Origin of the sequence: Clostridium sp. SGI.024, assembly GCF_050315195.1 — a bacterium.
Classification (GTDB): domain Bacteria; phylum Bacillota; class Clostridia; order Clostridiales; family Clostridiaceae; genus Clostridium.
Window position 1 is genome coordinate 20,663 of the sequence record NZ_JBNPON010000006.1, and the last position, 11,755, is coordinate 32,417.

Annotated in this window: 12 protein-coding genes; all 12 read left to right on the forward strand. The window is 29.2% G+C overall.

Annotation, left to right across the window (positions count from 1 at the left end; all coding sequences use genetic code 11):
• The first annotated feature begins 5 nt into the window (after window positions 1-5).
• Genes remA through pknB form a run of 12 tightly spaced genes read left to right on the forward strand, consistent with a single transcriptional unit; the run spans window position 6 to window position 11,748 of the window.
• Window positions 6-275, forward strand: coding sequence for an extracellular matrix/biofilm regulator RemA (gene remA, locus ACQRD5_RS03295; protein ID WP_042396960.1), 270 nt, complete (start codon window positions 6-8; stop codon window positions 273-275).
• Window positions 275-913, forward strand: coding sequence for a guanylate kinase (gene gmk / locus ACQRD5_RS03300; RefSeq protein WP_291625241.1), 639 nt, complete (start codon window positions 275-277; stop codon window positions 911-913). Before remA ends, gmk begins: the two co-directional genes overlap by 1 nt.
• Window positions 894-1,118 (forward strand): DNA-directed RNA polymerase subunit omega, encoded by a 225-nt coding sequence (gene rpoZ / locus ACQRD5_RS03305; RefSeq protein WP_291625239.1) that lies wholly within the window; start codon window positions 894-896, stop codon window positions 1,116-1,118. The genes gmk and rpoZ overlap by 20 nt, the downstream gene beginning before the upstream one ends.
• Window position 1,119: 1 nt before the next feature.
• The gene (coaBC, locus tag ACQRD5_RS03310; protein ID WP_291625237.1) at window positions 1,120-2,319 is read left to right on the forward strand and encodes a bifunctional phosphopantothenoylcysteine decarboxylase/phosphopantothenate--cysteine ligase CoaBC; all 1,200 of its coding nucleotides are present in this window, start codon (window positions 1,120-1,122) and stop codon (window positions 2,317-2,319) included.
• 48 nt (window positions 2,320-2,367) lie between these two features.
• Window positions 2,368-4,572, forward strand: a complete 2,205-nt coding sequence (gene priA / locus ACQRD5_RS03315) for a primosomal protein N' (RefSeq protein WP_291625235.1) — start codon at window positions 2,368-2,370, stop codon at window positions 4,570-4,572.
• 16 nt (window positions 4,573-4,588) lie between these two features.
• A complete protein-coding gene (gene def, locus ACQRD5_RS03320; protein ID WP_291625233.1) occupies window positions 4,589-5,032 on the forward strand; it encodes a peptide deformylase in 444 nt (147 codons plus the stop codon).
• Between the two features lie 13 nt (window positions 5,033-5,045).
• Window positions 5,046-5,972, forward strand: coding sequence for a methionyl-tRNA formyltransferase (gene fmt / locus ACQRD5_RS03325; RefSeq protein WP_291625231.1), 927 nt, complete (start codon window positions 5,046-5,048; stop codon window positions 5,970-5,972).
• Window positions 5,973-5,999: 27 nt separating this feature from the next.
• Window positions 6,000-6,698 carry a zinc metallopeptidase gene (locus ACQRD5_RS03330; protein WP_291625229.1) on the forward strand — a complete coding sequence of 233 codons (699 nt, stop codon included), beginning with the start codon at window positions 6,000-6,002 and terminating at the stop codon, window positions 6,696-6,698.
• A 12-nt stretch (window positions 6,699-6,710) separates the two neighbouring features.
• Window positions 6,711-8,030: a 16S rRNA (cytosine(967)-C(5))-methyltransferase RsmB gene (rsmB, locus tag ACQRD5_RS03335; RefSeq protein WP_294169335.1), complete on the forward strand. Its 1,320-nt coding sequence runs from the start codon at window positions 6,711-6,713 to the stop codon at window positions 8,028-8,030.
• An 8-nt stretch (window positions 8,031-8,038) separates the two neighbouring features.
• Complete coding sequence (rlmN, locus tag ACQRD5_RS03340) at window positions 8,039-9,070, forward strand: 23S rRNA (adenine(2503)-C(2))-methyltransferase RlmN (protein ID WP_427746509.1); 1,032 nt, start codon at window positions 8,039-8,041, stop codon at window positions 9,068-9,070.
• 13 nt (window positions 9,071-9,083) lie between these two features.
• Window positions 9,084-9,803 (forward strand): Stp1/IreP family PP2C-type Ser/Thr phosphatase, encoded by a 720-nt coding sequence (locus ACQRD5_RS03345; RefSeq protein ID WP_291625224.1) that lies wholly within the window; start codon window positions 9,084-9,086, stop codon window positions 9,801-9,803.
• A gap of 1 nt (window position 9,804) precedes the next feature.
• Window positions 9,805-11,748 (forward strand): Stk1 family PASTA domain-containing Ser/Thr kinase, encoded by a 1,944-nt coding sequence (pknB, locus tag ACQRD5_RS03350; protein WP_321129100.1) that lies wholly within the window; start codon window positions 9,805-9,807, stop codon window positions 11,746-11,748.
• The last annotated feature ends 7 nt before the right edge of the window (window positions 11,749-11,755 follow it).

Sequence of the window (11,755 nt, forward strand, 5' to 3'; positions counted from 1 at the left end):
AGAAAATGGGAATAAAACTAATTAATATTGGATTTGGAAATATAGTATCAGCAAATAGACTTGTAGCTATAGTAAGTCCAGAATCAGCTCCAATAAAGAGAATAATTCAAGAAGCTAGAGATAGAGGTATGCTTATAGATGCCACATATGGTAGAAGAACTAGAGCTGTAATAATAACTGATAGTGACCATGTTATTTTATCAGCAGTTCAACCAGAAACAGTTGCACATAGATTAGTAGTTAAAGATGAAGCTGTAGATGAGGTAGATGAATAATGCAAGGTAATAGAGGGATATTAATAGTTATTTCAGGTCCATCAGGAGCGGGGAAAGGAACTATTTGTAAAGCTTTATTAGAAAAGCATGATAATATTTTTATCTCAGTTTCTGCAACTACTAGAAACCCTAGACAGGGAGAAATTGAGGGTGTAAATTATTATTTTTTAACTAAAGAAGCTTTTGAAGAAAAAGTTAAAGAAAATGGTTTCTTAGAATATGCAAATGTTCATGGAAACTTTTATGGTACACCAAAGGTAAATGTAGAAAAAATGTTAGATGAAGGAAAAGATGTTATTTTAGAAATAGATATTCAAGGAGCATTACAAGTTAAAGATAACTTTAAAGAAGGAGTATTTATTTTTATACTTCCTCCATCAATGGAAGAATTAAAACAAAGAATAATAAAAAGAGGAAGCGAAACTGAAGAATCCTTAATGACTAGATTTAAAAATGCCTATAAGGAAATTAACTATGTTTCAAAATATAATTATGCTGTAGTTAATGATAAGCTAGAAGTAGCTGTATCAAAGGTAGAGTCAATTATAGCAGCTGAAAAATGCAGAGTTGATAGAATAAAGGAAAATACAATATTAGATTCTAAGGAGGGCTTAATTCATGAACAACTCTATGATTAATCCATCAATTATTGATTTACTTAAAAAGGTAGATGACAGATATTCATTAGTAATAGTAACTTCAAAGAGAGCTAGACAAATAATAAACGGAAGTGAACCGTTAGTTGCAACAAAATCTAAAAAACCACTTACTATAGCTATTAATGAAGTTAATGAAGGAGAAGTGGGTTACGAACCTACTTTTACAAAAGAAGGTTTAAAATAACATGGATAATAAAAAATGTGTATGCATAGGAGTAAGTGGTGGAATTGCTGTTTATAAAGCATTAGATGTTGTAAGCGCTCTAAGGAAAAAAGATATAGATGTTAGGGTTATTATGACAGAATCTGCAACAAAATTTGTTACACCATTACCCTTCCAATCTCTTAGTCAAAATATGGTTGTAACTGATATGTTTGCAGAACCAAAGGCTTATGAAATTCAACATATTTCTTTAGCAAAAAGAGCAGATGTTTTTTTAGTAGCTCCTGCAACTGCAAATATTATTGGAAAGGTTGCAAATGGAATTGCAGATGATATGCTTTCTACAACTATCATGGCAACTAGAGCCAAGGTTATTTTTGCTCCAGCTATGAACACGAAGATGTATGAAAATCCAATAGTTCAAGAAAATATAAATAAATTAAAGAAACTTGGATATGAATTTATTGAGCCTGCATCTGGAGTGCTTGCATGTGGAGATGAGGGAAAAGGAAAGTTAGCAGATGTAAATACTATAATAGATAGTGTTTTAAATGCACTTGAAAGTAGAGATATTGAAAAAGATTTACTTGGAAAAAATATATTGATAAGTGCAGGACCTACACATTCCAAGATAGACCCCGTAAGATTTATAACAAATAGATCTACTGGGAAAATGGGCTATTTCTTAGCAGAAGAAGCAAGAGATAGAGGAGCTAATGTTATTTTAGTTTCAGGACCTACAAATTTAACACCTCCACAAGGAGTAAAAGTAATTAACATTACTACAAATGAAGAAATGAAAAATGCAATTTTAGATAATTACGATAATAGTGATATAGTAATTAAATCTGCAGCAGTTGCAGATTATAAGATAAAACAGTATAGTAATGAAAAAATAAAAAAAGGCGATAATGATTTAGTTTTAACCTTTGTAAGAGATAATGATATATTAAAAATTTTAGGTGAAAGAAAAAAGCAACAAATACTAGTTGGATTTGCAGCAGAAAGTAATAATGTCATTGAAAATGCAAAGAAAAAGCTTGTTAATAAAAACTTAGATTTCATTGTAGCAAATGATATAACAAGTAGTGATACAGGATTTGCTAGTGATGATAATAAAGTTATTATCCTTAGTAAGGATGGAGAAGAGAAACATTTAGAGAAGATGAATAAAAGAAAAGTTGCATCAGAAATCTTTCAAACTATATTAAGAAAGCGCTAAAATGCGCTTTCTTTTATATGGAGTATAATAGAACCTAATAAAAGGGTGATGAATTTGAAAATATATGCAGAAATTGTTATAAATAGTGATGCGTTAGATATAGATAAACCTTTTACTTATGAGGTACCTAAAGAGATGCATGATGATATAAAAATAGGGCAATGGGTAAAGGTTCCTTTTGGTATTAAAAATTCTATTACAGATGGATTTATATTATCTATAAAGAATGATGAAATCTCCGGAATGAGGATAAAAAAAATAAAGTCTATAGTTAAAAATGAACCTTTATTAAATAAAGATGACATAAAGATAGTAGAATTTTTAAAGGAAAATTATTTGTGTAGATATATTGATGGTATTAGGCTTTTAATTCCTCAGGGTTTGTTAAAGGGAATTAATAATAAACATAAGATGGTGGTTTCAATAGCAGAATTGGAAGTTCCAGAAGAGGTTTTAAGAAAATACGAAGATATTTTTAAATTTTTAAAGGATAATAATGGGAAATATAATAAAGCTGAATTAAGTAAAGAGTACGGTTTTTCTATATATAAACTTAACAAGCTTATTAAAGAAGGTTACTTAAAAGTAGATGAAGAAGTTATATATAGATATAACTATAGAGAATATGTTGATTATAAAGAAAAAAATTTAACAGAAGAACAAAATAATGCAATTAAATTAATTGAAAAATCTACAAAAAATATAATTTTACTAAAGGGAGTAACTGGATCTGGTAAAACTGAAGTTTATATGAATCTTGTAAAAAATGCTATTATAAATGGAAAATCAGCTATAATATTAGTGCCTGAAATCTCTTTAACACCACAAATGATAGAACGTTTTAAAGGAAGATTTGGTAGAGAAGTTGCAGTATTTCATAGTAAACTTTCTGAAGGTGAAAGATATGATGAATGGTACAGAATAAAAGAAGGTAAAGCTAAAGTTGTAATAGGTGCAAGAAGTGCATTATTCTTGCCACTAAGGAATTTAGGAGTAATTATTATAGATGAAGAGCATGAAAATACATATAAGTCTGAACAAAACCCTAAATATGTTACTAGGGAAGTTGCTGAGTTTATAAGTGAACTAAAAGGATGTAAAGTTATTCTTGGTTCAGCTACACCATCTATAGAGACTTATTATCGAGCTATTTCTGGAGAGGTAGAACTTGTTGAATTGAAGAATCGTATTGATAATAAACCTATGCCACAAATAGAAATTATAGATATGAGAGAAGAACTTACTAAAGGGAATATTTCTATGTTCAGTAATAAACTTTTTTTAGAAATGAAAGAGGCTTTAAAAAGAAATGAACAAATCATTTTATTTTTAAATAGAAGAGGTTTTTCTACTTTTGTATCCTGTAGAAGTTGTGGATATGTATTTAAGTGTCCAAAATGTGATATATCTATGACATTTCATAAGAATGGATACTTAGTATGTCATTATTGTGGTCATGGAGAAAAACAACCCAATATTTGTCCAAAATGTAAAAGTAAATATGTTAAGCATTTTGGGGCTGGGACTGAAAGAGTTGAAGCAGAAGTAAAAAAATATTTTAAAGATGCTAAGATATTAAGGATGGATATGGATACCACAAGAAATAAGAATTCTCATGAATCTATATATAATTCTTTTAAAAATAGAGAAGCAGATATTTTAATTGGTACACAAATGATATCTAAAGGATTAGATTTTGAAAATGTTACATTAGTGGGAATATTAGCTGCTGATATGTCTCTAAATCTTCCTGATTATCGATCAGCAGAAAAAACCTTTCAAATTATAACTCAAGTTTCTGGAAGAGCAGGAAGAGGAGAAAAAGAAGGTAAAGTAATTCTTCAAACATATAATCCAAATCATTACAGTTTGAATTATGCTAAAGATTATGATTATGAGGGTTTTTATAAGGAAGAATTTACAACTAGAGGTTTGATGTATTATCCTCCTTTTGGTAGAATACTATTAATAAATGTTTCATCTAAGAATGAAAATGCTTTAAAATCTTTCATGAATTTATTAAAAAAAGAATTAAGTAAGGTATATGAAGATGAGATAAATATAGAAATGCTTGGGCCAGTTCCATGTATAGTTTCAAAAATAAAAGATAATTTCAGATGGCAAATTATATTTAAAGGTGATTTATCTTTAGATTTCTGTAAAAAAATTAAAGATAACCTTTATCAATTAAATAAGAATGTATATAATGAAATAAAAGTAACTATTGATATTAATCCAAACAATTTGCTTTAGGAGGTAAAATTAATAAATGGCAATTAGAAATATTAGAATAAATGGCGATGATGTATTAAGAAAAAAATGTAAGGTTGTAACAGAAATTACACCTAGAACTTTAAAATTAATTAAAGATATGGCTGAGACTATGTATGAAGCAGATGGAGTAGGACTTGCAGCACCACAAGTAGGAATATTACAAAGAATATTCGTAATAGATGTATTTGATGATTATGGTCTTAGAGTATTTATTAATCCTGAAATATTAGAAGTTTCAGGTACTCAAATAGGAGAAGAAGGCTGTCTAAGTGTTCCTGGTGAAGCAGCAGAAATTGAACGTCCAAATTATGTTAAGGTAAAGGCCTTAAATGAAAAAGGAGAAGAATTTGTACTAGAAGCAACTGAACTTTTAGCAAGAGCAATATTACATGAAAATGATCACTTAAATGGGAAACTATTCATAGATTATTTAAAATAAAAGGAGGCTTAACATGAAGATAGTATTTATGGGAACTCCAGATTTTGCAGTACCATCCTTAAAAAAAATAATAGAAGTATTTGGCGTAGAGGCAGTATTTACCCAACCAGATAAGCCAAAAGGAAGAGGTAAAAAAATAGCCTATTCACCAATAAAAGAAGTAGCATTAGAACATGATATAAAAGTGTTACAGCCTATTAAGTTAAAAAATGATATTGAAGCTATAAACTATTTAAAGGAATTAAATCCAGACTTCATTATTGTAGTAGCATTTGGTCAAATATTAAATAAAGAAGTTCTTGATATTCCTAAGTATGGATGTATTAATTTACATGCTTCATTATTACCTATGTATAGAGGAGCAGCACCTTTAAATTGGGCAATAATTAAAGGTGAAAAAAAATCAGGAAATACTACAATGCTAATGGATGTAGGTTTAGATACTGGAGACATGCTTCTTAAAGATGAAGTTGAAATAACTGAAGATATGACTGCTGGTGAACTTCATGATATTTTAATGGAAAGAGGAGCAGACTTATTAATTAAAACAATAGAGGGAGTATATAATGGAACTATAATTCCTGAAAAGCAAACAGATGAAACTTTCTATGCTAAAATGTTAAATAAAGATTTGGCATTAATAGATTGGAATAATAAGGCAGAAGATATTCACAATTTAATTAGAGGACTTAATCCATGGCCAATTGCGTATACTAATTATGAAAATAATTATATGAAGGTTTTTGAAAGTAAGGTTTTAAATGAAACTACAGCTAAGGAACCTGGCACTATAATTGGTGTATCAAAAGAAGGTATAAGAGTTGCTACTTCAAAAGGAGTATTACTTATAAAGAAAATTCAATTTCCAAACGGTAAACCCTTAACTGTAGAGCAATATATTAATGGACATGAAATTAAGGTAAATAATAAGCTTTATTAAAAACTGTTATAAAGGAGATGCATATATATGTTTTATCCAGGGTTTTATTTTGATTCAACTTATTTGTTGTTAGTACCAGCTATAATTATAGCTTTTTGGGCACAATTAAAAATAGATAATGCTTATAAAAAGTATAAAAATGTTAGAACAGCAAGTGGGGTTACTGGTAGTGAAGTTGCAAGAAGTATATTAGATGGAGCAGGACTTTTTGATGTTAGGGTTGAAAGGTATAATAAGCAATTAGGCGATCACTATGATCCATCTTCAAGGGTAATAAGGCTTTCACCAGAAGTTTATGATGGAGCAACAGTAGCAGCTGCTGGAATAGCAGCACATGAGTGTGGTCATGCAATACAACATCAAACTCATTATTCACCTTTAGTTCTAAGAACTAAAATTGCTCCAGTTGTTAATATAGGTAGTAATTTATCTATATGGTTATTTATGATAGGAATATTTTTTGGATTTCCTCTATTTACACAAATAGGAATTGTATTTTTTGGAGGAGCTGTAATTTATCAACTTGTTACTCTTCCAGTAGAATTTAATGCATCTACTAGAGCGTTAAGTATATTGAAAACAAGAACTTTTCTATATGGTGATGAGTTAAAAGGAGCACAAAAGGTCCTAGATGCAGCTGCGATGACATATGTAGCAGCAACTTTAATGGCTATTTCTCAATTAATAAGATTAATAGCTTTAAACAACAGATATAATGATAATTAATGAGGTAGTGAAATGAATAGTAGAAAACTTGCAAGACAAATAGTACAAAGAGTATTAGAAGAAGGAGCATATTCTAACTTAGTTCTTTCCAAAGAATTAAATAGAGAAGAAATAGATGATAAGGATAAGGGACTTATAACAGAAATAGTCTATGGTACTTTAAGAAGAAAAAGAACTTTAGATGTGCTAATAGGAAACTTTGTAAAAGATATAAATACATTAGATTCAACTGTATTAAATATATTAAGAGTAGCAATATATCAAATGTATTTTTTAGATAAAATACCTGAATATGCAGCTTGTAATGAAGCAGTTGAAGAAGCAAAGGAAGTTTCTCTAGAAGCATCTAAGCTTGTTAATGGAATCCTAAGAAATTATATAAGGGATGAAAAAGAAATAATTGTTCCTGGAAACAGAATAGATGAATTAGCTTATAAATTTTCTTTTCAACCATGGATGATAAGACTATTTATAAAACAATATGGTGAAGAAAGAACAATGAAAATTATGGCTGGTTTAAATGAAACGCCTAAAGTAACAGTAAGAGTAAATGAGTTTAAAAGTGAGTTTGAAGAAGTATATGAGAAATTAGAAGAAATGGGATATAGTGTAGAAGAAGGATATGCTTGCCCAGAAGCCATTGCAATTCATGGGGGGAAAGGTATTGAAAGTAATGAGCTTTTTAAAGAAGGCTTAATTACAGTTCAAGACGAAAGCGCTATGCTAGTAGCTCCACTATTAGATTTAAAAGAAGGGGAAAAAGTTTTAGATTTATGTGCAGCTCCAGGTGGGAAAACTACTCATATTGCAGAATTATTAGGAAATACAGGGGAAGTTGTAGCCTTTGATTTGCATGAAAATAAATTATCTTTAATTGAGGAAAATGTAAAAAGACTTGGATTGAGCAATGTAGTATGCAAAGCTATGGATGCTACAAAGCTTAACCCAGATTATATATGCTATGGGGATAAAGTATTGATTGATGTCCCTTGTTCAGGTCTTGGTATAATAAGAAAGAAACCTGAAATAAAATGGAATAAAACAAGGCAAGATTTAAGAGATCTAGTTGAAGTACAAAGAGAAATAATGGAAAATGCTTGGCAATACTTAAAACCAGGTGGAACTTTAATTTATTCAACTTGTACATTAAATAAAGAAGAAAATGAAGATAACTTAAAATGGTTTTTAGCTAAACATAAAGATGCTGAAATTGAAAATATATATTTAGGTAACAATAATAATTTTATATACAATGCTGATAAAAGTTTAACTATATTACCAAATGATTCTATGGATGGTTTCTTTATAGGAAAAATAAAGAAAATAAAATAGGTGATAGAATGAAAAATTTATTAGATTATAGCATGGAAGAAATTTCAGCTTGGATGAAAGAAAATGGGGAAAGTGCTTTTAGAGCAAAGCAAGTATTTTCATGGATATACAATAATGTTTGGGAATTTGAAAATATGAAAAATTTACCTAAGGCTTTGATTAATAAACTAAAGGAAAATTTTTATATAGGCATTCCTGAAATAGTTGCAGAATATAATTCTACGACAGACGAAACAAAAAAAATATTGTTTGCTTTTCAAGATAAAAATATTATTGAAAGTGTAATAATGAAATATAATTATGGAAATACGATATGCATTTCTACTCAAGTAGGTTGTAGGATGGGATGTAAATTCTGTGCATCTACGTTAGAAGGAAGAGTAAGAAACTTAACAGCTGGTGAAATATTATCAGAAGTTATTGTAGCTCAAAAGGTTCTAGGAGAAAGAATTTCTAATATAGTATTAATGGGAAGTGGTGAACCATTAGATAACTATGAAAATGTTACAAAATTTTTAGATTTGGTCAATGCTGAATATGGATTAAATATTGGCCAAAGGCATATTACTCTTTCTACTTGTGGTCTTGTACCTAAAATTTATGATTTAGCTAATAAAGGGTATAGCATAACTTTAGCAATATCTTTACATGCCTTCAATGATGAAAAGAGAAGAGAAATAATGCCAATTGCAAAAAAATATTCTATTAAAGAAATTTTAGAAGCATGTGATTACTACTTTGAAAAAACAGGTAGAAGAATATCTTTTGAATATTCTTTAGTTTCTGGAATAAATGATGGTAAGGAAGATGCACTATCATTATCAAAATTATTAAAGGGAAGACGATGCCATATAAATTTAATACCTGTAAATGAAATTAAGGAAAATACATTGAAAAGACCTTCTAAAAAGACTATAGAAGAGTTTGAAAAAATAGTGAGTAATCATGGATTAGATGTAACTGTTAGAAAAGAAATGGGTAATGATATTAATGCTGCTTGTGGTCAATTAAGGAGGAACTTCTTAAAGACTAAAAATTAGAGGAGTGGGTGTTGTGATTGGTATAAAAAGTGATTTAGGTAATATAAGGAACTTAAATGAGGATTATGCTGACTTTTATGAAGATATAAATTATAAAGTTTATGTATTAGCCGATGGGATGGGTGGCCATAATGCTGGCGAGATTGCTAGCAAGGCTGCCTCAAAGGCATTAATAAAATACATAAGAGATAATATGGATATATACAATACTAAGGAATTATTAGAAAATGCAGTAAAGCATGCTAATTCAAAAGTTTTTAATCTTTCTCATTGTTCAGAGTCATATACAGGAATGGGTACTACTTTAGTTGCATGTCTAATTACAAAGGATATTATTTTAGTAGCTAATATTGGTGATAGTTCTTGTTATGGAATTAAGGGGAAGGAAATAGTGAAAATAACAAAAGATCATTCATTGGTACAAGAACTTGTAGATTGTGGTAGTATTTCTTTAGAAGAAGCAGTGAATCATCCACAAAGAAATGTTATTACAAGGGCTATAGGGACAGAAAAAGATGTGAATGCAGATATATTTGAAATAAGAGTGAAGGAATATGATTTTTTCCTAATGTGTAGTGATGGATTAAGTAATGAAGTTGATTTATCTATTATTAAATCTTATAATTTTGAAGAAACAGAGCTACAGAATATTTGTGAAAAGCTGGTGGAAAGTGCAAAACTTAATGGTGGAAGAGATAATATTACTGTAATGCTATTTGGAGGAGAGGTGTAACATGAAAGGAATTATTTTAGGTGGTAGATATGAGCTTCTTGAAAAAATAGGCGAAGGTGGAATGTCAGAAGTATATAAAGCTAGATGTAATAAATTAAATAGATTTGTTGCAGTTAAAATATTAAAAAAGCAGTTTGCTGATAATGAAGATATCTCACAAAAATTTAAAAGAGAAGCAACTGCCATTGCAAATTTATCAGATACTAATATAGTTAATGTACTTGATGTAGGAACTCAAGATAATATGGACTATATAGTAATGGAGTATGTAAGTGGAAAAACATTAAAGGAACTAATTAATTATAGTGGGAAACTTAGCTACAATACTGCAATAAAAATAGCTTTACAAATTGCAAAAGCTTTAGATTGTGCTCATAGAAATAATATAATTCATAGAGATATTAAACCACAAAATATTTTAGTTACAGAGGATGGAGAAGTTAAGGTTAGTGATTTTGGAATAGCAAAATCTACTGATTCACAAACAATAACAAATACAACTAGTATCATTGGGTCAGCTCATTACCTTTCACCTGAACAAGCAAAAGGAACTTATATAGATTTTAGATCTGATTTATACTCTTTTGGAATAGTATTATATGAAATGGTGACAGGAAGATTACCTTTTGAAGGTGATTCACCAGTTACGGTAGCATTAAAGCATTTACAAGAGGAACCTGTTCCACCTAAAAATATAAATCCTGCTATTCCAGATAGCTTAAATAAATTAATACTTAAGGCTATTCAAAAAGAACCTATAAAAAGATATCAAAATGCTAAAGAAATAATTCAAGATTTACAAAAGATACAGGAAAATCCTGATGTAATAATAGGTCAAAATAAAAGTAATATTGACAATGATAGTACTATTGTTATGACTCCGATTAATACTAACAATACATCTCATATATCTAAATTAGAAGATGATTATTATGATGATGAAGATTACGATGATTATGATGATGAAGAAGATAAACCTAAGAAGAAAAAAAATAAGACTGGTTTAAAGAAAACTTTAATAGTAATTGGAGCTATATTAGCAATTTTACTCTTAGGTTCTGTTGGCTTTTTTTTAGCAGGGGGAGCTGGAGTAACCAATGAGGTGGAAGTTCCAAATATAGTAGGTAAATTAACTGATGATGTTAAAAATCAAGTTGAACAATTAGGATTAAAATTAGAAGTGAAATCTACAGAAAAAAGTGATGAACTTGAAAATACTATATTAGAAATAGATCCTAAAGCAGGAACAAAGGTGAAAAAGGGATCTGTAATAAATGCTATAGTTTCAGCAGGTGAAGAGCAAATTGAAATGCCTGATTTGAGAACTTATGAAAGAACAAATATTGAAAAAACACTAAAAGCTAAGAATTTAAACAATTATGAAATAACGGAAGAATATAGCGATGAAGTAGAAAAAGGCTATTTAATTAAGCAAAGTCCAGATGCTGGAACAAAAGTAAGTAAGAATACTGAAATAAAAATAATAGTTAGTAAGGGACCAGAAACTAAATTCGTTGATATAGTTGATGTAACAGGAAAAACTTTATCTGAAGCAAAAGAATTGTTAAAAGGTCTTGATGTTGAGGTTGAAGAGAAAATTACGCATGATAAATCTCAAGATGGTATAGTATTAAAACAAAGTATTGCTCCTACACAAATAAAAGAAGGAACACCTATTACAATAACAATAGGAAAATATGAGGAACCAACAATAGATGTTTCATCTTATGGAATTACAGAAGGAATGCAACTTAATGATGCCATTAAGATACTTGAGAGAAATAAGATTAATTATAAGGTCATTGGTAGTGGTGACATAGTCGAAAGCTTCACTAAAGAAATAAAAGCTAGTGGCACTGTAGAAATAAAGGCTAAAAAATCTGATACACAAAAGCCACCTGAAAGTAATAGTGTTAATAATGATACAAACAATAATAATGAATAACGAATCG